The 23,720-nt window shown below is 60.8% G+C and carries 26 protein-coding genes and 1 pseudogene; 14 read left to right on the top strand and 13 right to left on the bottom strand.

Translation table 11 applies throughout. From position 1 onward, the window contains the following. The first annotated feature begins 336 nt into the window (after window positions 1–336). Window positions 337–645 (top strand): hypothetical protein, encoded by a 309-nt coding sequence (locus tag EGM97_RS23105; RefSeq protein ID WP_053155145.1) that lies wholly within the window; start codon window positions 337–339, stop codon window positions 643–645. Here EGM97_RS23105 and EGM97_RS23100 read toward each other — a convergent pair. The 4 genes from EGM97_RS23100 to EGM97_RS23085 all read right to left on the bottom strand — a co-directional run bounded on the left by EGM97_RS23100 (window position 632) and on the right by EGM97_RS23085 (window position 5,380). Then, window positions 632–1,519, bottom strand: a complete 888-nt coding sequence (locus tag EGM97_RS23100; RefSeq protein ID WP_238963576.1) for a PI-PLC domain-containing protein — start codon at window positions 1,517–1,519, stop codon at window positions 632–634. The two genes, EGM97_RS23105 and EGM97_RS23100, sit on opposite strands and share 14 nt — an antisense overlap. Before the next feature lie 142 nt (window positions 1,520–1,661). Then, the gene (gene greB, locus EGM97_RS23095; RefSeq protein ID WP_053155148.1) at window positions 1,662–2,159 is read right to left on the bottom strand and encodes a transcription elongation factor GreB; all 498 of its coding nucleotides are present in this window, start codon (window positions 2,157–2,159) and stop codon (window positions 1,662–1,664) included. Window positions 2,160–2,192: 33 nt separating this feature from the next. Continuing rightward, the gene (locus EGM97_RS23090; protein ID WP_238963578.1) at window positions 2,193–4,697 is read right to left on the bottom strand and encodes an ABC transporter permease; all 2,505 of its coding nucleotides are present in this window, start codon (window positions 4,695–4,697) and stop codon (window positions 2,193–2,195) included. After that, window positions 4,697–5,380, bottom strand: a complete 684-nt coding sequence (locus EGM97_RS23085) for an ABC transporter ATP-binding protein (protein WP_238963580.1) — start codon at window positions 5,378–5,380, stop codon at window positions 4,697–4,699. Before EGM97_RS23085 ends, EGM97_RS23090 begins: the two co-directional genes overlap by 1 nt. Before the next feature lie 10 nt (window positions 5,381–5,390). Here EGM97_RS23085 and EGM97_RS23080 point away from each other — a divergent pair, with 10 nt between their 5' ends. The 3 genes from EGM97_RS23080 to EGM97_RS23070 all read left to right on the top strand — a co-directional run bounded on the left by EGM97_RS23080 (window position 5,391) and on the right by EGM97_RS23070 (window position 7,456). After that, complete coding sequence (locus tag EGM97_RS23080; RefSeq protein WP_238963582.1) at window positions 5,391–5,996, top strand: arylesterase; 606 nt, start codon at window positions 5,391–5,393, stop codon at window positions 5,994–5,996. Between the two features lie 56 nt (window positions 5,997–6,052). After that, window positions 6,053–6,346, top strand: a complete 294-nt coding sequence (locus tag EGM97_RS23075) for a hypothetical protein (RefSeq protein WP_047226351.1) — start codon at window positions 6,053–6,055, stop codon at window positions 6,344–6,346. A gap of 138 nt (window positions 6,347–6,484) precedes the next feature. Continuing rightward, window positions 6,485–7,456 carry a L,D-transpeptidase family protein gene (locus tag EGM97_RS23070; RefSeq protein WP_238963590.1) on the top strand — a complete coding sequence of 324 codons (972 nt, stop codon included), beginning with the start codon at window positions 6,485–6,487 and terminating at the stop codon, window positions 7,454–7,456. Between the two features lie 123 nt (window positions 7,457–7,579). Here the strand turns inward: EGM97_RS23070 and oprI are convergent, their stop codons facing one another. Then, on the bottom strand, window positions 7,580–7,831 hold the full coding sequence (oprI, locus tag EGM97_RS23065; RefSeq protein WP_011335311.1) for an outer membrane lipoprotei OprI: 252 nt from the start codon (window positions 7,829–7,831) through the stop codon (window positions 7,580–7,582). Between the two features lie 682 nt (window positions 7,832–8,513). On the opposite strand from oprI, the gene EGM97_RS23060 reads away from it, so the two are divergent. Next, the gene (locus tag EGM97_RS23060; protein ID WP_042728324.1) at window positions 8,514–8,795 is read left to right on the top strand and encodes a GNAT family N-acetyltransferase; all 282 of its coding nucleotides are present in this window, start codon (window positions 8,514–8,516) and stop codon (window positions 8,793–8,795) included. Between the two features lie 67 nt (window positions 8,796–8,862). On the opposite strand, the gene EGM97_RS23055 is transcribed toward EGM97_RS23060, so the two are convergent. Then, window positions 8,863–9,939: a 3-deoxy-7-phosphoheptulonate synthase gene (locus EGM97_RS23055; protein WP_053155158.1), complete on the bottom strand. Its 1,077-nt coding sequence runs from the start codon at window positions 9,937–9,939 to the stop codon at window positions 8,863–8,865. A 219-nt stretch (window positions 9,940–10,158) separates the two neighbouring features. On the opposite strand from EGM97_RS23055, the gene EGM97_RS23050 reads away from it, so the two are divergent. The 4 genes from EGM97_RS23050 (at window position 10,159) to cysB (ending at window position 13,728) form a co-directional block, all read left to right on the top strand. Continuing rightward, entirely contained in the window at window positions 10,159–11,112 is a 954-nt protein-coding gene (locus tag EGM97_RS23050) for a putative 2-dehydropantoate 2-reductase (RefSeq protein ID WP_238963591.1), read from the top strand. Window positions 11,113–11,132: 20 nt separating this feature from the next. Continuing rightward, entirely contained in the window at window positions 11,133–12,038 is a 906-nt protein-coding gene (locus EGM97_RS23045; protein ID WP_053155161.1) for a 5'-nucleotidase, read from the top strand. Window positions 12,039–12,134: 96 nt separating this feature from the next. Then, a complete protein-coding gene (locus EGM97_RS23040; RefSeq protein ID WP_238963592.1) occupies window positions 12,135–12,635 on the top strand; it encodes a universal stress protein in 501 nt (166 codons plus the stop codon). A 118-nt stretch (window positions 12,636–12,753) separates the two neighbouring features. Then, window positions 12,754–13,728, top strand: a complete 975-nt coding sequence (cysB, locus tag EGM97_RS23035; protein ID WP_053155165.1) for an HTH-type transcriptional regulator CysB — start codon at window positions 12,754–12,756, stop codon at window positions 13,726–13,728. 5 nt (window positions 13,729–13,733) lie between these two features. Here the strand turns inward: cysB and EGM97_RS23030 are convergent, their stop codons facing one another. Both EGM97_RS23030 and EGM97_RS23025 read right to left on the bottom strand, forming a co-directional pair. Beyond that, window positions 13,734–14,216 carry a GreA/GreB family elongation factor gene (locus EGM97_RS23030; RefSeq protein ID WP_238963593.1) on the bottom strand — a complete coding sequence of 161 codons (483 nt, stop codon included), beginning with the start codon at window positions 14,214–14,216 and terminating at the stop codon, window positions 13,734–13,736. Window positions 14,217–14,218: 2 nt separating this feature from the next. Beyond that, complete coding sequence (locus tag EGM97_RS23025) at window positions 14,219–14,605, bottom strand: cytochrome b/b6 domain-containing protein (RefSeq protein WP_238963594.1); 387 nt, start codon at window positions 14,603–14,605, stop codon at window positions 14,219–14,221. Between the two features lie 121 nt (window positions 14,606–14,726). Between EGM97_RS23025 and earP the strand changes: the two genes are divergently transcribed. Further along, on the top strand, window positions 14,727–15,860 hold the full coding sequence (gene earP, locus EGM97_RS23020) for an elongation factor P maturation arginine rhamnosyltransferase EarP (RefSeq protein WP_238963595.1): 1,134 nt from the start codon (window positions 14,727–14,729) through the stop codon (window positions 15,858–15,860). Window positions 15,861–15,908: 48 nt separating this feature from the next. After that, window positions 15,909–16,478 (top strand): elongation factor P, encoded by a 570-nt coding sequence (locus EGM97_RS23015; protein WP_053155174.1) that lies wholly within the window; start codon window positions 15,909–15,911, stop codon window positions 16,476–16,478. A gap of 74 nt (window positions 16,479–16,552) precedes the next feature. On the opposite strand, the gene EGM97_RS23010 is transcribed toward EGM97_RS23015, so the two are convergent. From EGM97_RS23010 to EGM97_RS23000, 3 genes are all read right to left on the bottom strand, one after another. Continuing rightward, on the bottom strand, window positions 16,553–17,566 hold the full coding sequence (locus tag EGM97_RS23010) for an alpha/beta hydrolase (RefSeq protein ID WP_238963596.1): 1,014 nt from the start codon (window positions 17,564–17,566) through the stop codon (window positions 16,553–16,555). 34 nt (window positions 17,567–17,600) lie between these two features. Then, the gene (locus EGM97_RS23005) at window positions 17,601–18,020 is read right to left on the bottom strand and encodes an organic hydroperoxide resistance protein (protein ID WP_238963597.1); all 420 of its coding nucleotides are present in this window, start codon (window positions 18,018–18,020) and stop codon (window positions 17,601–17,603) included. Between the two features lie 347 nt (window positions 18,021–18,367). Continuing rightward, window positions 18,368–18,829 (bottom strand): MarR family winged helix-turn-helix transcriptional regulator, encoded by a 462-nt coding sequence (locus EGM97_RS23000; RefSeq protein WP_238963599.1) that lies wholly within the window; start codon window positions 18,827–18,829, stop codon window positions 18,368–18,370. A gap of 154 nt (window positions 18,830–18,983) precedes the next feature. Here EGM97_RS23000 and EGM97_RS22995 point away from each other — a divergent pair, with 154 nt between their 5' ends. Further along, window positions 18,984–19,733 (top strand): sulfite exporter TauE/SafE family protein, encoded by a 750-nt coding sequence (locus tag EGM97_RS22995; protein WP_238963600.1) that lies wholly within the window; start codon window positions 18,984–18,986, stop codon window positions 19,731–19,733. On the opposite strand, the gene EGM97_RS22990 is transcribed toward EGM97_RS22995, so the two are convergent. Then, window positions 19,723–20,577: a LysR substrate-binding domain-containing protein gene (locus EGM97_RS22990; protein WP_024776693.1), complete on the bottom strand. Its 855-nt coding sequence runs from the start codon at window positions 20,575–20,577 to the stop codon at window positions 19,723–19,725. The two genes, EGM97_RS22995 and EGM97_RS22990, sit on opposite strands and share 11 nt — an antisense overlap. A 97-nt stretch (window positions 20,578–20,674) precedes the next feature. On the opposite strand from EGM97_RS22990, the gene EGM97_RS22985 reads away from it, so the two are divergent. Beyond that, entirely contained in the window at window positions 20,675–20,896 is a 222-nt protein-coding gene (locus EGM97_RS22985) for a DUF1127 domain-containing protein (RefSeq protein WP_053155186.1), read from the top strand. 64 nt (window positions 20,897–20,960) lie between these two features. Then, a pseudogene (locus EGM97_RS22980) lies at window positions 20,961–22,187 on the top strand (winged helix-turn-helix domain-containing protein); the annotation flags it as partial. A 137-nt stretch (window positions 22,188–22,324) separates the two neighbouring features. Here the strand turns inward: EGM97_RS22980 and EGM97_RS22975 are convergent. Continuing rightward, on the bottom strand, window positions 22,325–23,671 hold the full coding sequence (locus tag EGM97_RS22975; RefSeq protein ID WP_238963604.1) for a class II 3-deoxy-7-phosphoheptulonate synthase: 1,347 nt from the start codon (window positions 23,669–23,671) through the stop codon (window positions 22,325–22,327). Window positions 23,672–23,720: the final 49 nt, after the last annotated feature.

Genomic DNA, 23,720 nt, shown 5'->3' with positions numbered 1-23,720 from the left:
CAGCGCCTAAGTCCTGTGCAACGGGCATAAAAAATCCGGAATCCTTTGTCAGATTCCGGATTTTCCTGCTGCTCAGGGATTAGTCAATAATCCTTAACTGAACAGCATTGCGTCTGGTACGGGCCTTTTTTTATGGACGCTGATTCTTGACACCGGCCGGTCGGCTTCTCTACGATGCTGCCCATGCGCCGATTTAAACAGCTACTTGCGGGGCGCCAGGTGACTCAGGGAGTTGCCGTCAGAAGCCAGAGACACGGCTTCGAAATACCGCTAAAGCGCTGGTTCGGTGTTGCCTCTCACCTGCCATGCAGACTTTCGAGGCAGAGACACGACACGATGAACGCACCCAACTCCCTGGCCCGTCTGGCGCCTATTACGGCAAGTCTTCTGCAGCGCAATCCGAAAATTCTCCTGGGCGGCACCCATCAGCCGACATTGTTGCGCTACCTCGACGGATGGCCAAGGCGTAGTCACGGGCCCGCCGCGTTTCTGATCCAGTTTGTCGAAGACGGTGAGTCGCTGGCACGTTTTGCCAACGACAGCTTCGACCTGGCCGTCATCCAGTCTCCCAGCGCAGCGGATGCTCCCGAGATGATTCGACAACTGACCCGCATTGCGCGGCAGGGATTGATCACCCGGCGTTGAGGCGGTCGGCCTTTACCATCGCTCTGACGCCGTTGGCGTGCATGCAGTTGAACACAATCCGGCTACGGGTCGACCAGTCAGTATTGATGATATGAAAACGCTGGATATAGCTGTTGCTGTTCCTGGAGTCGAACCATGCGTCGATCTTGTCGCTGAAGTCATCCGGGACATGCAGGGGCAGCACATACTTGGCGCATTGTATCGAGCGCAATGCGAATTCCGGTTTCTGCCTGACGGACTGCTCGTCCATGAACTGTTTCAACTCGGCGGTCGTGTTCAGGTTGTTGCCGCTCCATTGATGTTCCACACCTTTCCAGTACTTCGCCCTGACACGATGGTTGTAGGCAATCACCACGGTTCGTTCCGGGCGATGGGTCCAGATATCGCCTACCGTTGAACGTCGCCAGTTCCGGGGGATCAAGCGTGGACCCAGTTTCGTATTGATCAACTCGTGCAACTCCTGGTGAGTCGCACGCGTGAAGTGCTTGAACTTGTGAAAGTTCAGGATGACGATTTCCTTTGCCCTGGTTGCCTTGTTGTCGGGGTCGTCATAGAAATGATTCAACGGGTCCAGGACATCGCCGCCCACGGTGCGACCGGAAGAGGTGAGGTGGAATAGTTGGAAGCGCTGGTCGCTATCGGCGGGCGCGTTAGCGCTGAACACCACGCGCAAGTCCAGCACACGAAAGCCTGCCAGAATCTGTTCGATGATTGGAACGTCCTGGGTTTTCTCCTGAAGCAGGGTAGGGTTGGGCGCCGCTTTGTCGGCACCCGAGTCATGGGTGCCAGGCAGGATAAGTTCATCGATACGCAGTGTGTCCAATCCCGGCGTGTTGTACATCCAGCAATCGAGTCCATGATGGGTCGCTTTCACGATTATTCTTCCTTGAATAATGTTCTGGGCAACAGGCGTGAGGCCGCCCGCGCCCATCATTCTGCGCAGCGCTGCAACCTTGTCAAAGGTTCAAGTTTGGAGGGATGTTTCCAGCCGGCGGGCCTTGTGCGCGGTCTACGGGTCAGGGGTAAGTGATGTCCACGATGTAGACCAGTTTTTCCCCAGTGGGCGTCTGCACCCTGACTTCGGCATCCAGTGCCTTGCCGATCAACGCCCGAGCCAACGGCGAGTCGATGCTGATCAGGTTCTGTTTCAAATCCAGTTCGTCGGGCCCGACGATGCGATAGCGGGACTCCTTGCCATCTTCATCTTCGACGGTGACCCAGGCGCCGAAGTACACCTTGTTCGGGTCGCTGGGCTTTTCCGTCACCACCTTGAGCGCTTCCAGGCGTTTGGTCAGGAAACGAACGCGACTGTCGATTTCCCGGAGCATTTTCTTGCCGTAGGTGTACTCGGCATTCTCCGATCGGTCCCCCTGGGCTGCCGCTTCGCTGACCGCCTGCGTCACCTGCGGACGACGCACATGCCATAGCTCATGAAATTCGGCGCGCATCCGCGCTTCGCCCTCGGGGGTGATCAGTGCGGTGCCGGCGGTGCGTGGTGGGCGATAACGACTCATGGCGATTTCTTGTGAGGATGAGAGCGAAGTCTATCAACCCTCGCGCAACACTGTCAGCGGGCTGGCGTTGAGGGCGCGACGGGTGCCGAACACGCCGGCAGCGCCGATCAGCAATGCGCCCACCACCGGCAACACCAGCAACCAGGGATGCGGGTGCCAGGGCAGGTCGAAGGCGTAGCGATACAGCACCAGGCTCACCAATTCCGAACCCAGTGCCGCCAGCAAGCCGCTGACCGCACCGAGCAAGCCGAACTCGATACGTCGCGCCTTGACCAGCAGCGCTCGTCCGGCACCCAGGGCCCGCAACAACGCGCCTTGGCGAATCCGCTCGTCGAGGGTGGCCTGCAGGCCGGAGAACAGGACGGCCATGCCCGCTGCGAGCACGAACAGCAACACGTATTCCACGGCCAGCGTTACCTGGGCCAGGATGCTGCGCAACTGCTCGAGCAAGGCTTCCACCTGCAGGATCGTCACGGCCGGAAAGGCACGCGACAGTTCAACGATCTGCTGGTCGTGCCCGGCCGCCAGATAGAAGCTGGTGAGGTAAGTGGCTGGCAGGTCCTTCAAGGTGCCAGGCTGGAAGATCATGAAGAAGTTGGGCTGGAAGTTGTCCCAGTTGATCTCGCGCAGGCTGGTGACTTTCGCTTCGCGGTTGACGCCGCCTACGCTGAACAGCAGTCGGTCGCCCAGCTTGATCTTGAGGTTCTCGGCCACCTTGCCTTCCACCGAAACCCCCGGCATGTCGTCCGGTGGCTGCTGCGGCCACCAGTTTCCGGCGGTGACAACGTTGCCCGCTGGCAGGTCCGCGGCCCACGTCAGGCTCAGGTCGCGTTGCAGTGCGCGGTCTCCAGCCGAATCCTTGGTCACGAACTCCTTGGCCGGTTCGCCGTTGATGCTGATGAGTCGCCCCGGCACGACAGGGTAGAGCGGGGCCGATTGCGCCGAAAGCTGGAGCAGTTTGTCGGTGAAGGCCTGTTTGTCGTTGGGCAGAATGTTCAGGGCGAAGTAGTTCGGCGCGTTTTTCGGCAGTTGGTTTTGCCAGGTGTCGAGCAGTTCGCCGCGTAACAGGGCGATCAACGCCATGGACAACAGGATCAGGCCGAACGCCAGTGCCTGGCCGGCCGCCGCCAGCGGATGGCGCAAGAGCTGGCCGAGCCCGAGTCGCCAGGGCAGCGGGGCACGGGCAAGCATCCGGCGCAGGCTCTGAAGCAACAGCAACAGCAACCCCCCAAGGGCCAATGCGGCGATGACGCCGCCACCCAGCAGCGCGAACGTCAGCACCAAGTCCAGGCTCAGGCGCCACATGATCAGGCCCAGGGCTCCCAACGCGGCGCCGTAGACCAGCCAGGTGCTGGGGGGGATTGGCAGCATGTCTCGGCGTAACACGCGCAACGGCGGCACACGCCCCAACGCGGCGAGGGGCGGCAGGGCGAACCCTGCCAGCGCCACCAGCCCGGTGCCGATCCCGGCAACGGCCGGCAACAGGCCGCCCGGCGGGACGGTGGCAGGCAGCAGATCCTGCAACAAGGCGAAGAGTCCCAATTGCGCGACCCAGCCGAGCAGGGCGCCGCCGAGGCTGGCCAACAGGCCCAGTACCGTCAGTTGCAGACTGAACAGCACCATGGCTTCCCGACGTGAAAGGCCCAGGCAGCGCAGCAGGGCACTGGCATCGAAACGGCGAGTGGCGAAGCGGTTGGCGGAGAGGGCGACGGCGACGCCGGAGAGCAGCACGGCGACCAGGCTGGCCATGTTCAGGTAGCGTTCGGCCTTGCCCAGGGCGCCACCGATCTGCCGATTGCCATCGCGGGCGTCCTGCAGGCGCTGGTTGGCTTCCAGGCCAGGCTTGATCAGGTCGCGGTAGGTTTGCAGTGCCGGTGCCGGGCCTCGCCAGAGTTCGCGATAACTGACACGGCTGCCGGGCTGGACCACGCCAGTGGAGTTGAGGTCCTTGAGGTTGATCATGACCCGGGGCGTGAGGCTGTAGAAGTTGCCGGCGCGATCCGGTTCGTAGGTCAGTATGCGGCTCAGGCGCAGGGTGGCGTTGCCGACGTCGATGCTGTCGCCGATCTTCAGGTCCAGGGCCGTCAGCAGTCGTGCCTCGACCCAGGCTTCGCCCGGGGCCGGGCGGCCGCCGGTTTCTTCCGGAGCGAACGGGGTCGGGGCGCTTTTCAGCTCGCCGCGCAAGGGGTAGGCGTCATCGACCGCCTTCACGCTGGAAAGCTGGATGCCGTTATCCGTGGCCACGACGCTGGAGAACTCCACCACTCGGGCATGTTCCAGGCCCAGCTCGGTGCCGCTGCGGATCTGTTCGGGACGGGTAGGCGAGCTGCCTTCGAGCAGCAGGTCGGCGCCGAGGAATTCGGTGGCGCGCATCATCATCGCGCCGTTGAGGCGGGCACCGAAGTAACCGATGGCGGTACTCGCCGCCACCGCCACCAACAGGGCGAAGAACAGCACGCGCAACTCTCCGGCACGAGCGTCCCGCAGTAACTGGCGGACGGCGAGACTGAACAGGCGCAACAGCGGCAAGCGTGCCATCAGGGCTCCAGGGGCGCGACCATCTGGCCGGCTTCAAGTCGGATCAGGCGCCGGCAACGGTGGGCCAGGCGTTCATCATGGGTGACCAGCACCAGGGTCGTGCCGCTTTCCTTGTTCAGTTCGAACAGAAGATCGCTGATGCGCTCACCGGTATGGCTGTCCAGGTTGCCGGTGGGTTCGTCGGCAAACAGCACGTCGGGCTCGGCGGCGAAGGCGCGGGCAATGGCGACCCGCTGCTGTTCGCCGCCGGAGAGTTGTCGGGGCGAGTGGGCCAGGCGCTGCCCCAGGCCGACCCGCTGCAGCAGTTCCGTGGCGCGTTCGCGGGCATCGTTGCGGCCGTCCAGCTCCAGCGGCAGCATGACGTTTTCCAGCGCGTTGAGGCTGTCGAGCAACTGGAACGACTGAAAGACGAAACCGACGTGTTCGGCGCGGATCCGCGCCCGCTGGTCTTCATCGAGTGCGCTGAGGGCCTGTCCGGCCAGGGTTACTTCGCCGCTGCTGGGCAGGTCGAGGCCGGCCAGCAGGCCCAGCAGCGTGGATTTGCCGGAGCCGGACGCGCCGACGATGGCCAGGCTGTCGCCCTTGTTCAGTTCCAGGCTGAGTTCGTGCAGGATGGTCAGTTCACCTTCCGCGCTGGGGACCACTTTGCTAAGGTCCTTCGCGGTGAGAATGCTTGAGCCCATGGAGAATCCGATGCGTGTGTGGTTTTTGAGTGCCGGCCTGGCCTTGATGTGCATGGTCCAGAACGCAGCGGCGGGTACAGTCCTGATCGTTGGCGATAGTATCAGCGCCGCTTTCGGCCTGGATACCCGGCAAGGCTGGGTGTCATTGCTCGAACAACGGCTCAAGGCCGAGGGTTTTGACGACAAAGTGGTCAATGCATCCATCAGTGGCGACACCAGTGCAGGAGGCCAGGCCCGCCTGCCGGCGCTGCTTGCAGCCCATAAGCCGGACCTGGTGATTCTGGAGTTGGGGGGTAACGATGGCCTTCGCGGGCAGCCGCCAACACAATTGCAACAAAACCTTGCAGCAATGATCGATAGCGCCCGCGCGAGCGGTGCCAAGGTGCTGTTGCTGGGTATGCAACTGCCGCCCAATTACGGACGGCGCTACACCGATGCCTTCGCCAAGGTCTACAGCACCCTGGCCGAGGAGAAAAAAGTGCCGCTGGTGCCGTTTTTTCTCCAGGATGTCGGAGGGGTTCCGGGGATGATGCAGGGCGATGGATTGCACCCGTCCGTCGCCGCTCAGGGCAAGTTGCTGGAAAATGTCTGGCCGACGCTCAAACCACTGCTTTGACGCTTTTCTAGCGGCGGTCTTTCGGCTAATGTGGCGCCCCCGATCTGGAGCCCCCGATGCCGCGTCCCGCCTGGTCCCTTTTTGCCTATCAACTGATCGAGCCTGACGAACAGCTGGACCTGTTCGCCTGCCAGGAAGTGCGGGTACACCTGGTGACCCGGCAGTTGGAACTCGGTGGCTCGGCTGACCGGACCCTCTGTGGCAGTCTGCTGCCGGCCCAGCCGCGCTGGTCGGCGGTGGATCGCAAGATATTTCAGGATCACCGCCTCTGTTCATTGTGCCGGGCGATCCTGGAGTCCCAGAAGCGCGGCACCTCGCCGATCTGGCCCGAGTTGCGGTTCGAGTTGTAAGCACAGACGGTAAGTATTGCCCCGACTGTGGGGAGCGAGCCCGCTACCACAATTGATGCCGACCTCCCCGAAATAACGGGGGGCAGTGTACAATCGCTTCCTCTATACCCTCTGTTCGATCTGCGAAGGATTCCCCGGATGTTGCCGCGCTTGCCTGCCGTCGCCCGCTGCCTGTCTCTTGCCGCCCTGTGTGTGGCGGGCCCTGTTGCCGCACTGGAACTGCCTCTGCCACCGCCGGGCGAAGACATTATCGGTCAGGTGCAGGTGATCAAGGCCAAATACGAAGACACTTTCGCTGACCTGGGCACCAAGTACGACCTGGGCTACAGCGAAATGGTCGCCGCCAACCCGGGTGTCGACCCCTGGCTACCGGGCGCTGGCACCGAGATCGTCCTGCCGACCCGTTTCATCCTGCCGCCGGGCCCACGCGAAGGCATCGTGATCAACCTCGCCGAGTACCGCCTCTATTACTTCCCCAAGGGCCGGAGCGTGGTCTACACCTTCCCGCTGGGGATTGGTCGTGAAGGCTGGGGGTCGCCGATTGCCCATACGAGCATCATTGCCAAGACGCCGAACCCGACGTGGACTCCGCCGGCTTCGATCAGGGCTGAACATGCCGCCGACGGCGAAATCCTGCCGAGCGTGGTGCCGGCCGGTCCCGATAACCCATTGGGTCCGTTCAAGTTCACCCTGGGCACCCCCGGTTACCTCATCCATGGCTCGAACAAGAAGTTCGGTATCGGCATGCGCACCAGCCACGGCTGCTTCCGGATGTTCAACAATAACGTCCTGGAAATGGCCAGCATGGTTCCGGTGGGCACCTCGGTGCGGATCATTAACGACCCTTACAAGCTTGGGCTCAGTGGCGGCAAGGTGTATCTGGAAGCCCACACCCCGCTGGACGACAAGGGCAATCCGTCGGTGGTGGACAAGCACACCGCAGTGATCAACGCGATGCTCAAGCGTGAGGACATCACCAGCAACCTGCGTATGGACTGGGATGTTGTGCGTGATGTGGTCGCCGCCGAAGATGGCCTGCCTGTAGAAATCGCCGTGCCGAGTGCTTCGGCACCGATGGTTTCGAGCGCCCCGGTCGACTTGCAGCAGTAAGGATTCTTTCAGACCCGCCGGCGTCTTGCGACGTCGGCGGGTTTTTTATCGCCTGCAAAACACCCGGCCATAAAAAAAGCCGACCCAAAAATGGGTCGGCTCGATAACAATCCCGAAGGACTATTACTTGCGGCTAGCTTTTTCCAGCATGCGCAGAGCACGCTCGTTAGCTTCGTCAGCAGTCTGTTGTGCTTTTTGAGCAGCAGCCAGAGCTTCGTCAGCTTTACGGTATGCTTCGTCTGCACGAGCTTGGGCGCGAGCTGCTGCGTCTTCGGTAGCAGTCAGACGTGCTTCGGTTTCTTTCGATGCGCTGCTGCAACCGGTAGCCAGAACTGCGGCCAGGGCCAGAGCAGAGAATTTCAGAACGTTGTTCATCGTGTTCCCCTTCAAGGACTTTCTATTAATGACTGTCTCCTCAGAGCGAGGAGTTAGCCGGCGTACATACTACCCATTACTTGTAGTAAGTAAACTGACGTAGCGCAAGAAGCAAAAAAATTGTAGGCGGTGATTCTTTTTCGAGCAACTTTTCTTGCAGTTGTTTAAAAAATATACAGCTGCAAGCCTCTGAATGGAACGTGCCGATGAAGAAAAGTTCCGCTCCCGAGAAGAACTCTGCCACGCCCGCTAAAGTCGCTGCTTATTGATTCGTCTGGACTTTTGTTCATTTTTTGCGCAGCGCCGCGAGCATCTTTATTGGTGTTGGTGACTTTAACTACGCTCGCTCGTCTCAGACTCAACAACTGGCGTTGTTCAGCTAATGCACCTTCGCTGACTTCAGCATGACGGCAGCGTTCAAATCGCTAAAACCGACGGGCTTACCCTTCAATGACAGGCGTGCCTTGAGCATTTGCGTCATTGGTGCCTACTATTCACGACGTGCTCGGGTTTGAGCGGTTAGGTTTCAGGCTTCGTACGAAAAGTCGCCGAGCGCCGTGCAGGCACTTTCCTACAAAGCCTAGCGCTCGGTGACCGGACAGGCACGGGGTGGCGTAGATGTTCCTTCGCCGGAAAAACATCGGTAAGGTAGGGTCAGCATTCAGACCCGCGAGGAGTAATGATGAGCGAGGCGTTGTCCATCCACCATGACCAGGCTGGTCATCAGTTCGAGACCACTGTGGACGGTCATCGTGCCTATCTGACTTACATGGATCTGGGCAAGCAGACCCTGGACATCTATCGCACGTTCGTGCCCAACGCTCTTCGTGGCCGGGGCATCGCGGCGGCGTTGACCGAGAAGGCGCTGCAGTACGCCGAAGAGATGGGCTATACGGTGATCCCGTCCTGTTCCTACGTGGAACGCTACATGGAGCGTCACCAGCGACATGCGGCGAAGCTCTGACGCAACGGATTCCCAAAAAAACGCCGGGTCGAAAGCCCGGCGTTTTTTTATGCATTGAAAATGCCGATCAGGTGCGCTGACGCTTGGGCAGTACATCCTTGAGCTTGGCGTGCATGCTGCGCAGGGTGTTCTCAGTCGTACTCCAGTCGATGCAGGCGTCGGTGATGGAGACTCCGTACTGCAAGTCGGCAAGGTCCTTCGGAATCGCCTGGCAGCCCCAGTTCAGGTGGCTTTCGACCATCAGGCCGATGATCGACTGGTTGCCTTCCAGGATCTGGTTGGCCACGTTCTCCATCACCAGGGGTTGCAGTGCCGGGTCCTTGTTGGAGTTGGCGTGGCTGCAGTCGACCATGATGTTCGGCTTGATCTTCGCTTTGTTCAGGGCCTGTTCACACAGCGCGACACTGACCGAGTCATAGTTCGGCTTGCCGTTGCCGCCGCGCAGCACCACGTGGCCGTAGGCGTTGCCCTTGGTGGTGACGATGGAGACACCGCCTTCCTGGTTGATGCCCAGGAAACGGTGAGGGTTGGACACCGACTGCAAGGCGTTGATGGCGACGGTCAGGCCGCCGTCGGTACCGTTCTTGAAGCCCACGGCCGAGGACAGGCCCGAGGCCATTTCGCGATGGGTCTGGGATTCGGTGGTACGCGCGCCGATGGCCGACCAACTGATCAGGTCCTGCAGGTATTGAGGGGAGATCGGGTCCAGGGCCTCGGTGGCAGTGGGCAGGCCCATTTCCGCCAGGTCCAGCAGCAATTGGCGACCGATGTGCAGGCCGTCCTGGATCTTGAACGAGTCGTCCAGGTACGGATCGTTGATCAGGCCTTTCCAGCCGACAGTGGTCCGGGGTTTCTCGAAATACACCCGCATGACCAGATACAGGGTGTCGGAGACTTCCGCCGCCAGCACTTTCAGGCGCTCGGCGTACTCGTGGGCGGCCTTGATGTCATGGATCGAGCAAGGCCCGATGACCACGAACAGGCGATGGTCAGTGCCGTCGAGAATATTGCGGATGACTTCCCGGCCCTTGGTCACGGTGCGCAGGGCTGCGTCGCTCAGGGGAATATCACGCTTGAGCTGGTCAGGCGTGATGAGGGTCTCGTTGGAGGCGACGTTAAGGTCATTGATCGGTAAATCAGCCATCGTGTTACTCGTCAGGTCACGGGTGCCGGCCGCCAGCGATCCCCGCGCGGCGGTGCACAGCGGATTTAAGCGCGTCGGGGAGCCGAACCTTATCGCGTTAGGAGGTTGCTCGACAATGGGCAGGTGCTGGTTTAATTGTGGTTGGCTCCCCACCGCAAAACCCTTGCCACCAAGGGGGCTGTGTCATGATGGGAGCAGGGCCACTTGAGGAGATGCACGATGCAGACAGGCGTTAAACCGCGGATCGGGATGATTGGCACCGGGGCGATCGGCGGATTCTACGGCGTGATGCTGGCGCGGGCCGGTTTCGATGTGCACTTTTTATTGCGCAGCGAATTCGGCGCGGTCGTCGAAAAGGGCCTGCGGGTGGAAAGTGCGGTTCACGGGCCGTTGCAGCTCAACCCGGTCCAGGCGTATCGGTCTGCTACCGACATGCCGCCCTGTGACTGGCTGCTGGTCGGTGCCAAGGCCACCAGCAATGCCGACCTGGCCCCGGCCATCGTCCAGGCGGCGGCTGACGGCGCGAAAGTCCTGTTACTGCAGAACGGCCTCGATGTCGAAGACGATCTTCGGCCGCTGCTGCCCGAGTCGCTGCACCTGCTGGGAGGCCTGTGCCTGGTCTGTGTGCACCGGGTCGGCCCTGGCGTCATCGCCCATCAGGCGCTGGGTTCGGTCAATATCGGTTATCACAGCGGTTCGTGCAGCGATCAGGCGGGGCGCATGGCAATGGTCGAGGAGGCGGTGGCACTGTTTCGTACCGCCGGTATCGACTCCCAGGCCATGCCTGACCTGAGGCAGGCGCGCTGGCAGAAGCTGGTGTGGAACGTGCCCTACAACGGCCTTTCGGTTCTGCTGGGAGCCAGTACCACGCCATTGATGGCTGACAGCGACAGCCGCGGCTTGATCCAGGCGCTGATGGGCGAAGTGGTGCGTGGAGCCCAGGCCTGTGGTCATCACGTCGAGCCAGGCTATGCCGATTACTTGTTCGCGATGACTGAAAAGATGCCCGACTATTGGCCAAGCATGTACCACGATTATTCACACGGGCGCGCGTTGGAACTGGAGGCAATCTACGGCCGGCCGTTGGCATCGGCAAAGGCGGCAGGCTGCGAATTGCCGAAAATCGAAGCCTTGTATCAGGCGCTGGCGTTCATGGATCGACGCAACCGCTGACCGGGCGAGAGGGGGAAGGCATGGCAAATAATATCGACGACCGGCTGGTGCTGGCGATCTCGTCTCGAGCGCTGTTCGACCTGAGGGAAAGCCACAAGGTGTATCTGTCGAGCGGCGTCGAGGCCTATCGGCAATACCAGATCGAGCATGAGGATGAAGTCCTCGCACCCGGCGATGCGTTCGCCCTCGTACAAAAGCTGCTCAGCCTCAACGAGCATTTGGGGCGTGCCCGGGTCGAGGTGATTCTGGTGTCGCGCAACAGTGCCGACACGGGCCTCAGGGTGTTCAACTCGATCCATCATTATGGGCTGGCGATCTCCCGTGCGGCATTCGTCGGCGGCCGCAGTCCTTACCCTTACCTCAAGGCGTTCGGCTGTGACTTGTTTCTTTCCACCCATGCCGAGGATGTGCGCAGCGCCCTGGATGCCGGCTTTGCCGCAGCGACCATCCTGTCGGGAGGTGCCAGCCGTGCTGCCAGCGACGAGTTGCGCATTGCTTTCGATGGCGATGCGGTGCTGTTTTCCGACGAGTCGGAGCGCGTCTATCAGAGCGGCGGCCTGGAGGCGTTCCAGGCCAGCGAACGACAAGCCGCTCGCGAGCCGTTGCGAGGTGGGCCGTTCAAGGGCTTTCTGGCAGCACTCAACGCGCTGCAGCGCGAGTTTCCCGAAGACGCCTGTCCGATTCGCACCGCACTGGTCACCGCACGTTCGGCACCTGCCCACGAGCGGGTCATCCGCACCCTGCGCGAGTGGGATATCCGCCTGGACGAGTCGCTGTTCCTCGGTGGCCTGACCAAGTCGGCGTTTCTCGAAGCCTTCGCTGCCGACGTGTTTTTCGATGATCAGACCGGCCATTGCGAACTGGCTCGCGAAGTGGTCGCCACGGGCCATGTACCCCACGGCATCAGTAACGAAGTGAAGCCCTGACGAGCCGCTGTCCGGGACGTCAAGCCGCACGTCGTACTCCTCAAGGCACTGCTAAGCTGAATCCATCTCCGCCATTCTGGCACGCGAGGAGGTCACATGATTCGTTCGATGCTGTACGCCACAGACCTGGGACTCTATGCCCCTTATGTGATGCAGCATGCCTTGGCGTTGGCACGGACGTTTGAAGCCGAGTTGTATGTGGTGCATGCGGTAGAGCCGATGGGGCTGTTCGCCGAATCGGTGTTGCAAAGCTATCTCGATGAGCAGGCGCTGAACGAATTTCATCGCCAGGGTCTGAATACGGTGATGGCCAATATCGAACAACGGGTACTCGACAGCTTTCGCGAGGAACTGGGGGAGGGGCAACAGGACTTGAAGCTGATCAGATCGGTCAGGGTGTATCAGGGTGATCCTTCCCAGGTCATTCTCGAACAGGCTGCGAAACTCTCCGTCGATCTGCTGATCGTAGGCAGTCACTGCCAGGGAGCAGGCGGTGAGACGCCCCTGGGTAGGACCGCCGCACGGGTATTGCAGTTATCCCGGGTACCGGTCTACCTGGTGCCGCTGGTACAGCGTCGGCGTCAGGGAGAGGCGTGAGGCTAAATGATGGCTTTTTTATAAAAAAGTTCTAGATTTATTGCGTAAACCATCCATATAGTTATATACCGTCGCTGTCGCTGATGCCCGTGGCGTCCAACTGCTTTGAGGGATACATATGAAGCTTCAACAACTGCGCTACATCTGGGAAGTGGCGCACCACGACCTCAACGTTTCCGCTACTGCGCAAAGCCTCTACACGTCGCAACCTGGCATCAGCAAGCAGATCCGCCTGTTGGAAGACGAACTGGGCGTAGAGGTATTTGCCCGCAGTGGCAAGCACCTGACCCGCGTCACCCCGGCAGGTGAGCGCATCATTACCACGGCCGGCGAAATCCTGCGCAAGGTCGAAAGCATCAAGCAGATTGCCCAGGAGTTCTCCAACGAGAAGAAAGGCACCCTGTCGATCGCTACCACTCACACCCAGGCACGTTACGCGCTGCCTCCGGTGATCAGCAATTTCATCAAGCAATACCCGGACGTGGCCCTGCACATGCACCAGGGCTCGCCGATGCAGATCGCCGAAATGGCCGCCGACGGCACCGTGGATTTCGCCATCGCTACCGAGGCTCTGGAGTTGTTCGGTGATTTGGTGATGATGCCCTGCTATCGCTGGAACCGTTGCGTGGCCGTGCCTCAGGGCCATCCATTGACGAAGCTGCCGAAGCTGACCCTCGAAGCGCTGGCCGAATACCCCATCGTCACGTACGTGTTCGGTTTTACCGGTCGGTCGAAACTCGACGAAGCCTTCAGTCATCGCGGGTTGACCCCGAAAGTAGTGTTCACCGCGGCCGACGCCGACGTGATCAAGACTTACGTACGCCTGGGCCTGGGCGTGGGCATCGTGGCGAAGATGGCGGTCGATACCAAGCTCGACAGCGACCTGGTGGTGTTGGACGCCAGCGAATTGTTCGAGTCGAGCGTGACCAAGATCGGTTTCCGTCGCGGCACCTTCCTGCGCGGGTTCATGTGCGATTTCATCGAGAAGTTCGCGCCGCACCTGACCCGCGAAGTCATGGCCAAGGCCATCCAGTGCCACAACAAGCAGGAGCTTGAAGAGTTGTTCGAAGGTGTCGAACTGCCGGTGCACTAACCCTTCTAAATCGCCTCGGTGACAGCGAACTGTTGCCGGGTGCCTCCCACGACGATCTCCACCTCATCCCCTTCGAATTTGCCCAGCAGGCCCCGGCCCAGCGGTGAGCGAGGGGTGATGACCGTAATGGGTTGCCCCACCAGCGAGACTTTCAACCCCGCGGCATCCGGGCCCAGGAACAACCACTGCTCGCGACCTTCCTCGTCTTCCAGCCCGATCAGCGTGCCTGGCTGGATGCCACGCTGCTCATCGTACGGCCTGAGCGTCAGGTTCTGGCAACGGGTGAGGGCTTGGCGAATCTCCTCCACACGTCGGGCTTGTCCTGCAGCGAGGTAGGATGCTTCGAGGCCCAGGGTGTCGTATTTGTTCTCGGCAATGTTCTCTTCGTGGGTCGCGGCTTCGTAGGCGGTCTGCGCGGCGCGCTCGGCGATCTCCAGGTCAATCTTGAGCCGGTCGAGAATCAACTGGTGGACGGTCTGTTTGTTCATGGTCATTCGCAGAACTGCAGCACGTTGGCGCGGCTTTTCTCGCTGGGAGCGTTCTGATCCTGTTGCAGCCAGAACTGGCATTTGGGGTTGGACAGGTTGCGTGGGTTGGCTCGGGCCTGATCGAGGGCCTGACGCTGCTCGTTCCTTTGCAGGTTCTGTTGGTACTGCTCGAACATCGGCGTAGGTGGTTCAGGTGGTGGTTGCACGGCGGGCGGTTGCGCCAGTTGATGCACGGCGGCGGCCACCGGAGCCAGTTGCTCACTGAACAGGAATTTCGACAGCAGCCAGCCGGTCAGGACGATGGCGAGAAACCCCAGCCATAATCCCAAGGCAATGCTGAGGGTCAGTTGCAAGGCACCAAGGCGTGGGGCGGACGGATGATCGGGCATGGCTGCTTCCTGGCAGGGGGCACGTAAAGCGGTGATTGTCGCATGAAGATTAATCGTCGTCGGCTCTTCTGCATCATCGGTTTATTCGGGACAATCGGCGCTTTGCCACAGGGAGTCGGGAATGGCTGTGCGTTGGGACATTTTTTGCACCGTTGTCGATAACTTTGGTGACATTGGCGTCACCTGGCGCCTGGCCCGGCAACTGGTGGCCGAGCATCGATGCGCCGTTCGGCTGTGGGTCGATGATTTGCGGGCTTTCGAGCGATTGTGTCCGGAAGTCGATGTCACGCTTGCGCAGCAGTGGCAACAAGGCGTGGACGTATGCCATTGGCCTCGGGAGTGGCTTCCCGCTGAGGCCGCCGACGTGGTGATCGCCGCGTTTGCCTGTCAATTGCCAGGTGACTACATGGATGCGATGGCTGAACGTAAGGTGACGCCGCTGTGGATGAACCTTGACTACCTGAGCGCTGAAGATTGGGTTGTCGGGTGCCACGGGTTACCGTCGGTCAAATACAAACACGTCCAGAAATACTTCTTTTTCCCTGGCTTTCGAGAAGGTACGGGGGGCTTGCTGCGTGAAGTGGGGTTATTGGAGCGACGGCAGCAGTTCCAGCAGGATGCCGAGGCGCAGCGCCGGTTCCTGCAAGAGCTGGGCGTGGAGCGGGCTCCAGACGCACGTCTGATTTCGCTGTTCGCTTATGAAAACACTGGCCTGGCGAGCTGGTTCGATGCGATGGCGGCCGATGTCCGGGCCACTCATGTGTTGGTTCCCGAAGGACGAGTGCTAGGGGATGTCGAGCGTTGGCTCGGGGTCGAAGGCCTGGCAGCAGGGGCGGTGCACCGACGCGGTGCCCTGACGGTGCAGGTGCTGCCGTTCGTCCGGCAGGACCAGTACGACCCATTGCTATGGTGCTGCGATTTCAACGCCGTGCGCGGCGAAGATTCTTTCGTGCGTGCCCAGTGGGCCGGTCGGCCGCTGCTCTGGCACATCTATCAACAGGAAGAAGACGTCCATCTGGAAAAGCTCGAGGCCTTTCTCGGGCTCTACACCCAGGGACTTTCAGAGTCGGCGGAAAAGGCGATGAGCGGTCTGTGGCGGGCGTGGAATGCCGGCCAGGACATGGCCGGTCACTGGAAAAACACCTGCGAACAGCAGCGGGAACTGGCCGAGCATGCCCAGGCGTGGTGTCTGGAACAGGCTTCGCGACCCGATCTTGCCACGGCGCTGGTGAAGTTTTATGGAAATTGGATATGATACGCGGCCTAGATTTTTGTCAATCCCATCCAAATTCGGATATTCGCAATGAAAACTGGTAAAGAACTCAAACCCGGTACCGTGATTCGTATCGACAACGATCCTTGGCTGGTTCAGAAAGCTGAATTCACCAAGTCGGGTCGTAACAGCGCGATCATGAAGACCAAGCTGAAGAACCTGCTGACCGGTTACAAGACCGAAACCGTCTACGGTGCGGACGACAAACTGGACGACGTGATCCTCGACCGCAAGGAAGCGACCCTGTCCTTCATCAGCGGCGATTCCTACACGTTCATGGACACCACTGACTACACCATGTACGAGCTGAACGCCGAAGACATCGAAAGCGTTCTGCCATTCGTTGAAGAAGGCATGACCGACGTCTGCGAAGCCGTATTCTTCGAAGGCCGCCTGGTATCCGTAGAACTGCCGACCACCATCGTGCGTCAGGTTGACTACACCGAAGGTTCCGCTCGCGGCGACACCTCCGGCAAGGTCATGAAGCCTGCCAAACTGAAGAACGGTACCGAACTGTCGGTTGCTGACTTCATCGAAATCGGCGACATGATCGAGATCGATACCCGCGACGGCGGTTCCTACAAAGGCCGCGCTAAATAAGCGAAGTCTTTTGCATGAAAAAAGCCCGACCATTGAGTCGGGCTTTTTCATTTCTGATTGTATAGAGCCACACGTTACTTCAAGTGCTGCTTGAGCTCTTCGGACACCTGCAACATCGCCGAGCGCACCGCGGGCACCTGGCTCACCACGTTGAGCAGGCCATAGTCATGGATCATGCCGTTGTAGCGTACGGCGGTCACAGGGACGCCAGCGGCGTCCAGTTTGCGGGCATAGGCTTCGCCTTCGTCACGCAATACATCGGCTTCGGCGGTCTGCACCAGTGCTGGCGGCAGGCCCTTGAGTTGCGCGGTGGTCGCCCGCAACGGTGAGGCGTAGATCTCGTTACGCTGCCCGGCGTCGGTGGTGTAGTTGTCCCAGAACCACTTCATCATGTTCCTGGTGAGGAAGTGTCCCTCGGCGAACTGGTTGTAGGACGCCGTCTCGAAGCTGGCATCGGTCACCGGCCACAGCAGCGCCTGGAAGCGAATCGCTGGCGTGCCTTTGTCCTTGGCCATCAGGGCCACGACGGCCGCCATGTTGCCACCGACGCTGTTACCCGCTACAGCCAGGCGTTTGCCATCGACGTTGATCTGCTTGCCATGCTCGGCCACCCATTTTGTCGCCGCGTAGGCCTGGTTGATAGCCACCGGGTAATGCGCTTCAGGTGAAGGCGTGTAGTTGACGAACACCGCGACCGCCCCCGACCCCGCCACCAAGTCCCGGACCAGCCTTTCGTGGGTCGGGAAGTCCCCCAGTACCCAGCCGCCGCCGTGGAAAAACATGAACGCGGGCAGCTCACCCTTGACCCCCGCCGGGCGAACGATGGTCAGGTTGATTGCCTGCCCATCGACCTGGATGGTTTTCTCGCTGACCTCAGCCTTGGGCAAGGTCAGCTTTACACCTGCCTGGGCGCCGCTCAGTACCGCACGGGCGTCCTTGGGCGACAGTTGCTCCAGGGGCTTGCCGGTGCCGGCGTTCAGGGCATCGAGGAACGCCTGGGTGTTGTGTTCGACGATGCCGTCGGCAAAGGCGCTGCTGATGCTGAGTGCGAGAAGGGTGCCGGTCAGGGCTTTGCTGAATGTGTTCATGTGGATCTCCTTGGTTTCGGTGCCGGGTCGGTGATTAAACGGTGACGTGCAGGCGTACATCGACGTTGCCACGGGTGGCGTTGGAGTACGGGCAGACCTGGTGAGCCGCCTCGACCAGGCTTTGCGCATCGGCCTGGTCCACGCCAGGCAGGCTGATGTGCAGGTCGATGTCGAGGCCGAAGCCACCGGGAATCTGGCCGATGCCAACATGGGCGGTGATCGAGGCGTCGTCCGGGATCTTGCGTTTGCTCTGGCCGGCGACGAATTTCAACGCGCCGATGAAGCAGGCCGAGTAGCCGGCGGCAAACAGCTGTTCCGGGTTGGTCGCCGCACCGCCTGCACCACCGAGTTCCTTGGGCGTAGCGAGTTTGACGTCGAGGATGTTGTCACTCGAGATTGCGCGACCATCACGGCCGCCGGTGGAAGTTGCGATTGCGGTGTAGAGAGTTTTCATGATGTTTGCCTCGTTTTCAGGTGGTTGTTCTGCGCTAAATGTTTGCGCGCTAAGTAGGTGTGAAGCGAATATAGTTCGCTAATATTTTGTGCGCAAGATAAATTTTTATAAAACGTCCGAACAGATGAACGTAAAAACCCTGAAACCCTCGATTTAGAGCTGTTCGTGAGGCTGAAATTTTTTTCGGTGGGGGCGAGCCTGCTCGCGATAGCGGTCTGACTGAAACGGCAATGTGGGGTGTGCCGTCGTCATCGCGAGCAGGCTCGCTCCCACAAGATGTACGCGGTGCGTCTGTCAGACCTGGTCACTGTGGAAGCGAGCTTGCTCGCGATGCGGTGAATCTGCCTTCAGAGGCTGTCCTGCAGATTTGCGCGCAATGCCTGCAGGTCCATTTGCAGTTTCTTCAGTTGCTCCAGCGTCTGGCCACTGGAGGCGAGGATGCACTGGGGAATGTCGAGGGCCTTTTCCCGCAGGGCACGGCCTCGTTCGGTCAGTTCGATAATCACCACACGCTCGTCTTCCCGGCTGCGGGTGCGGCTCAGCAGACCCTCGGCCTCCAGGCGTTTGAGCAGTGGGGTCAAGGAGCCGGGATCGGTCAGCAGGCGGTTGCTGATCTCGCCCACGGTCAAACCGTCCTTTTCCCACAACACCATCATGGCGAGGTATTGCGGATACGTCAGGCCCAGGGCCTGCAACAGGGGCTTGTAGACCTTGGTCATCAATAGCGAGGTGGAGTGCAAGGCAAAGCACACCTGATTGTCCAGCAGCAGGGCCTCGCAGGCTTCAGGGGTGTCGCGCTGGGTGCTCATGGGTAAAACCTTCATCAATGAATACAGTGAACGTCACAAATCTAGCGGGTGAATCTTTAATGCGCCAGATAATTCCGATGTATCGAGCGGATGTCACGTTCCCCCAAAGGCATTGACTGCGTAGGATATGTGCCTTGATGAAGGGGAATCGTCTGTGATCGAGAGTCTGTTGTATCTGGTGTTGGGTGCTGCATTGGGCACCTTGGGGGGATTGTTCGGTATTGGTGGTGGACTGATCGCGATTCCAGTGCTGGGCGTCTGGTTCGGTCTTGACCAGCAGATTGCGCAAGGTACGGCGCTGGTCATGGTGGTGCCCAACGTGATGCTCGCGTTGTGGCGTTATCACCAGCGTAACCGTATCGAGCTGCGCCATGTGCTGCCGCTGGCCACCATGGGCTTCTGCTTTGCCTGGCTGGGCTCGATCTGGGCCGTCGGCATCGATTCGGAAAGCATGCGGATCGGCTTCGTGGTGTTCCTGATCGTCCTGGCGGCCTACAACCTGATCCGCATGTTCACCGCATCTGCGCCGGCGTCGGCGCAGATGCGATATGGCTGGCCATGGCTGGGTGTGCTGGGTGCGGTATCCGGGACCATGGGCGGTCTGTTCGGTGTAGGCGGGGCGGTTGTCGCGACGCCGATCCTGACCAGCCTGTTCGGCACCACCCAAGTGGTTGCCCAGGGACTGTCGCTGTCCCTGGCCTTGCCCAGCACTGGCGTGACCCTCGCCACCTATGCCTTTCACCATCAGGTGGACTGGTGGATCGGATTGCCACTGGCCGCGGGTGGCCTGTTGAGCATCAGTTGGGGGGTGAAGGTCGCCCATGCCATGCCGGAACGGCTGCTGCGGGCACTGTTCTGTGGCTTTCTGGTGGTCTGCGCGGTGCTGCTCGCCCTTAAAGTTTGAAGCCTTCGACGATGTGCTCGGCCAGGCATTCGGTGATCGGCGACGGATTATGCAGGTTGCGGATCAGCATGATGCTGGCCTCGGGCAGTTCCGGCAGGTTTTCCGCCTCGCCCAGCACGCGCATGTCCGGCGTCAGCAGGCTTTCCAGTTGCGCGGTGATCGCCAGGCCCGCGCCGACCACCGCCATGAGCGCCGACAGGCTGGAGCTGTTGTAGGCCACGCGATATTCGCGGCCCATGGCGTCCAGCGCATTGCATGCCCATTGTCGGCAGAAACAGTCGCTGTTGAACATCGCCAGCGGCAGCGGTGTTTTTTCGTGGGCGCTGAAACACGCCGCTTCGGCCCAGACAAAGCGTTCCTTGCGCAACAACTGGCCTATCTCGTCTCCCGGTTTACGGGTGACGATGGACAGGTCCAGGTCTTGGCGCAGTAACAGCTGCTTGGACGACTCGCAGTGCACCTCGATTTCGATCAGCGGATAGAACTGGGCAAAGCGTTGCAGGATGCCCGGCAGGAACCGCATGACGTAGTCGTCCGGGGTGCCGATGCGCACCGTGCCGACCATGTGCGGTTCGCGCAGGGTATTGAACACCTCACTGTGCAGCTTGAGGATTCGCCGGGCGTAGCCCAATAGCACCTGACCTTCAGCGGTGAGCTTGACCTGTCGTCCGTCACGCTCGAACAGCCGACGCTGCAAGACATCTTCTTCCAGGCGCTTCATCTGCATGCTGACCGCAGACTGGGTGCGGTTCACCAGTTCGCCCGCGCGCGTGAAACCGCCCTGGTCGGCGATGGCGACGAAGGTACGCAGCACTTCCGTATCGATGCTCGGGTAACTCGACAATGGATCAATCTCCGAGATGTATTGCATCAGAAACATTCGTTGGATTGATCTTAGCTGTGGCGCGAGACTTGAACCACCCCCAACGGAGGACATCACGATGAAAGGTCAGAAAGGATACATATCGATCGATAAACACTCATCCCACCGGTTTTCCCTCGGCGAGCTGTTTCACAAGTTTAGCCGCTGGTATGAATTGCACCACGAGCGCGAATTGCTCGCCGGTTTAAGCGACGAGGCGCTCAAGGACATCGGCGTCAGCCGTGCGGATGTTGAACAGGAAGTGGTTCGGCCGTTCTGGGATGACCCCATGCACAAATGAGCCATCCTTCCCTACACAAATCGACTCTTGGTGAGGTAGGTTGCGAGCAGACAAGGAGATCTCCATGCCCGCGACTGCATCCTTTACCCTCAAACAGGCCCGGCGTCTGGCGCTGGCCGCCCAGGGATTCGATGGGCGGCTGCCGCCGGCTTCGGTGCAACCCTCTCGCCTCAACCGTCTGATCGAACGCCTTGGCGTGCTGCAGATCGATTCGGTCAATGCGCTGGTGCGCTCCCATTATCTCCCGCTGTTCTCCCGCCTCGGTCACTACAATCCCGATTTGCTCGATCAAGCAGCCTGGAGCCAGGGGCGACGTCGTACGTTGTTCGAATACTGGGGCCACGAGGCTTCCCTTTTGCCCTTGTCGATGTATCCGCTGATGCGCTGGCGCATGGTCCGGGCGTCCCGGGGTGAAGGCATTTACCAACAACTGGCGCGTTTTGGCCATGAACGCCAGGACGTCATCCGGCGTGTCCTGGCTTCGGTGCGAGAGCGGGGTGCCCTGGGGGCCGGCAGCTTGTCCACTCGCCAGGAAAAGGCCGGACCCTGGTGGGACTGGAGCGCCGAGAAGCACGCGTTGGAATGGCTGTTCGCCGCCGGAGAGGTCACAGTGGCGGGACGACGTGGTTTCGAGCGGCTGTACGACTTGCCGGAACGGGTACTCCCGGCCTCGGTCCTGCAACAACCTCTGCCGGACGAGGCCCAGGCCCAGCGTGCGTTATTGCTGCACGCCGCCAATGCCTTGGGCGTCGGCACCGAGAAGGACTTGCGCGATTACTTTCGCCTCGATCCTGCCGACAGCCGGGCACGGCTGGTCGAGCTGGAGGAGGCCGGCGAGTTGGTGCGCTGTCAGGTGCAGGATTGGAAGCAGCCCGCGTGGTGCCGGCCCGCCCCGAAAATCCCCCGCAAGGTGGCGGCGAGTGCCTTGTTGTCGCCTTTCGATTCGCTGGTCTGGGAGCGCGGCCGTACCGAGCGGTTGTTCGACTTCCGTTATCGATTGGAAATCTATACCCCGGCCCACAAGCGGGTGTATGGCTATTACGTGTTGCCGTTCCTGCACAACGAACGCATCGCGGCGCGAGTTGATCTACGGGCCGAGAGAGCCCAGGGCCGGTTGGCGGTGCATGCCGTGCATGAGGAGGAACCGGGGGTGGACGAGGAGGGGATGCAGGCGTTAGCGGCGAACCTGCATCGTCTGGCAGGTTGGCTGGGGTTGGAGCGGGTACAGCTTAATTGCCGGCGGGTGGGTGGGGTTCGGTTGGCGGGGGTGTTGGCCCGGATTGATGGTGACCGAGCTGGCCTCATCGCGAGCAAGCCCGCTCCCACAGTTGCTTTTCGGTGGACACGATATTCGTGAACGACTCGGCCTCATGTGGGAGCGGGCTTGCTCGCGAAAGCGGCGGATCAGGCGCTACAAGACTGACCGACTCACCGCCTGACCTGCTTCAACGTCTCGGCAATCAAGAACGCCAGCTCCAGCGACTGGTCAGCGTTCATCCGTGGGTCGCAGTGGGTGTGGTAGCGGTCTGACAGCCCATCCTCGGTGATCGGCCGCGCGCCGCCGATGCATTCGGTGACGTTCTGGCCGGTCATTTCGATGTGGATGCCGCCGGCATAGGTGCCTTCGGCTTCGTGGACCTGGAAGAACTGCTTCACTTCGCCAAGGATCTGCGCGAAATCCCGGGTCTTGTAGCCGCTGCTGGCTTTGATGGTGTTGCCATGCATCGGGTCCGAACTCCACAGCACCTGCTTGCCTTCACGCTGCACGGCGCGCAGCAGGGGTGGCAGGTGGTCGCCGACCTTGTTTGCACCCATCCGCGCGATCAGGTTCAGGCGGCCCGGATCGTTGTCCGGGTTGAGCACGTCGATCAGGCGGATCAGGTCGTCAGGGTCCATGGTCGGCCCGACCTTGACCCCGATCGGGTTGTTCACGCCGCGCAGGAACTCGACATGGGCACCGTCCAGCTGGCGGGTGCGGTCACCGATCCAGAGCATGTGGGCCGAGCAGTCGTAATAATCGTTGGTCAGGCTGTCACGGCGCACGAAGGCTTCTTCGTAATTGAGCAGCAGGGCTTCGTGGGCGGTGAAGAAGCTGGTTTCGCGCAGTTGCGGCGAGCTGTCCATGCCGCAGGCGCGCATGAACGCCAGGGTTTCGTCGATGCGGTCGGCCAGGTGGCTGTATTTTTCCGCCAGGGCCGAGTTGGCGATGAAGTCCAGGTTCCACTTGTGCACCTGATGCAGGTCGGCGAACCCGCCCTGGGCGAACGCCCGCAGCAGGTTCAGCGTGGCCGTCGACTGGTGGTAGGACTGCAGCAGGCGCTCCGGGTCCGGCACTCGGCTCTGTTCGTCGAAGCCGATGCCGTTGACGATATCGCCCCGGTAGGCCGGCAGGGTCACGCCGTCGATGGTTTCATCGTTGGCCGAGCGCGGCTTGGCGAACTGTCCGGCCATGCGCCCGACCTTGACCACCGGGCAGCCGGCGGCGAAGGTCATCACGATCGCCATCTGCAGCAGCACCTTGAAGGTATCGCGGATCTTGGCCGCCGAGAATTCGGCAAAGCTTTCGGCGCAGTCGCCGCCCTGCAGCAAAAAGGCACGGCCCTGGGTGACTTCGGCGAACTGACGGCGCAACTCCCGCGCCTCTCCGGCAAACACCAGCGGCGGATAGCTGGCCAGGGTCTGCTCGACACGCAGCAGATGCGCCGCGTCGGGGTAGCGGGGTTGTTGCTGGATCGGCAGGGCGCGCCAGCTGTCAGGGCTCCAGGGTTGGCTCATCATGATCTCTAGGTGGTTTACGCTCGGGCGGTCATGTTATCAGCAAATT

Origin of the sequence: Pseudomonas sp. AF32, from assembly GCF_022342325.2 — a bacterium.
Lineage (GTDB): Bacteria > Pseudomonadota > Gammaproteobacteria > Pseudomonadales > Pseudomonadaceae > Aquipseudomonas > Aquipseudomonas uvaldensis.
This window is presented reverse-complemented; position numbering and strand designations above follow the sequence as displayed.

What these genes read in the sequence shown, in the direction of transcription:
- EGM97_RS23040 (WP_238963592.1), top strand. Translation starts at nt 12,135, where the DNA reads ATGATTCGTTCGATGCTGTACGCCACAGACCTGGGACTCTATGCCCCT.
- EGM97_RS23005 (WP_238963597.1), bottom strand. Translation starts at nt 18,020, where the DNA reads ATGAAAACTCTCTACACCGCAATCGCAACTTCCACCGGCGGCCGTGAT.
- greB (WP_053155148.1), bottom strand. Translation starts at nt 2,159, where the DNA reads ATGAGTCGTTATCGCCCACCACGCACCGCCGGCACCGCACTGATCACC.
- EGM97_RS22975 (WP_238963604.1), bottom strand. Translation starts at nt 23,671, where the DNA reads ATGAGCCAACCCTGGAGCCCTGACAGCTGGCGCGCCCTGCCGATCCAG.
- EGM97_RS23030 (WP_238963593.1), bottom strand. Translation starts at nt 14,216, where the DNA reads ATGAACAAACAGACCGTCCACCAGTTGATTCTCGACCGGCTCAAGATT.
- cysB (WP_053155165.1), top strand. Translation starts at nt 12,754, where the DNA reads ATGAAGCTTCAACAACTGCGCTACATCTGGGAAGTGGCGCACCACGAC.
- EGM97_RS23045 (WP_053155161.1), top strand. Translation starts at nt 11,133, where the DNA reads ATGGCAAATAATATCGACGACCGGCTGGTGCTGGCGATCTCGTCTCGA.
- EGM97_RS23085 (WP_238963580.1), bottom strand. Translation starts at nt 5,380, where the DNA reads ATGGGCTCAAGCATTCTCACCGCGAAGGACCTTAGCAAAGTGGTCCCC.
- EGM97_RS23050 (WP_238963591.1), top strand. Translation starts at nt 10,159, where the DNA reads ATGCAGACAGGCGTTAAACCGCGGATCGGGATGATTGGCACCGGGGCG.
- EGM97_RS23025 (WP_238963594.1), bottom strand. Translation starts at nt 14,605, where the DNA reads ATGCCCGATCATCCGTCCGCCCCACGCCTTGGTGCCTTGCAACTGACC.
- EGM97_RS23105 (WP_053155145.1), top strand. Translation starts at nt 337, where the DNA reads ATGAACGCACCCAACTCCCTGGCCCGTCTGGCGCCTATTACGGCAAGT.
- oprI (WP_011335311.1), bottom strand. Translation starts at nt 7,831, where the DNA reads ATGAACAACGTTCTGAAATTCTCTGCTCTGGCCCTGGCCGCAGTTCTG.
- EGM97_RS23070 (WP_238963590.1), top strand. Translation starts at nt 6,485, where the DNA reads ATGTTGCCGCGCTTGCCTGCCGTCGCCCGCTGCCTGTCTCTTGCCGCC.
- EGM97_RS23060 (WP_042728324.1), top strand. Translation starts at nt 8,514, where the DNA reads ATGAGCGAGGCGTTGTCCATCCACCATGACCAGGCTGGTCATCAGTTC.
- EGM97_RS23055 (WP_053155158.1), bottom strand. Translation starts at nt 9,939, where the DNA reads ATGGCTGATTTACCGATCAATGACCTTAACGTCGCCTCCAACGAGACC.
- EGM97_RS23080 (WP_238963582.1), top strand. Translation starts at nt 5,391, where the DNA reads ATGCGTGTGTGGTTTTTGAGTGCCGGCCTGGCCTTGATGTGCATGGTC.
- EGM97_RS23000 (WP_238963599.1), bottom strand. Translation starts at nt 18,829, where the DNA reads ATGAGCACCCAGCGCGACACCCCTGAAGCCTGCGAGGCCCTGCTGCTG.
- EGM97_RS23015 (WP_053155174.1), top strand. Translation starts at nt 15,909, where the DNA reads ATGAAAACTGGTAAAGAACTCAAACCCGGTACCGTGATTCGTATCGAC.
- earP (WP_238963595.1), top strand. Translation starts at nt 14,727, where the DNA reads ATGGCTGTGCGTTGGGACATTTTTTGCACCGTTGTCGATAACTTTGGT.
- EGM97_RS23090 (WP_238963578.1), bottom strand. Translation starts at nt 4,697, where the DNA reads ATGGCACGCTTGCCGCTGTTGCGCCTGTTCAGTCTCGCCGTCCGCCAG.
- EGM97_RS22985 (WP_053155186.1), top strand. Translation starts at nt 20,675, where the DNA reads ATGAAAGGTCAGAAAGGATACATATCGATCGATAAACACTCATCCCAC.
- EGM97_RS23075 (WP_047226351.1), top strand. Translation starts at nt 6,053, where the DNA reads ATGCCGCGTCCCGCCTGGTCCCTTTTTGCCTATCAACTGATCGAGCCT.
- EGM97_RS23010 (WP_238963596.1), bottom strand. Translation starts at nt 17,566, where the DNA reads ATGAACACATTCAGCAAAGCCCTGACCGGCACCCTTCTCGCACTCAGC.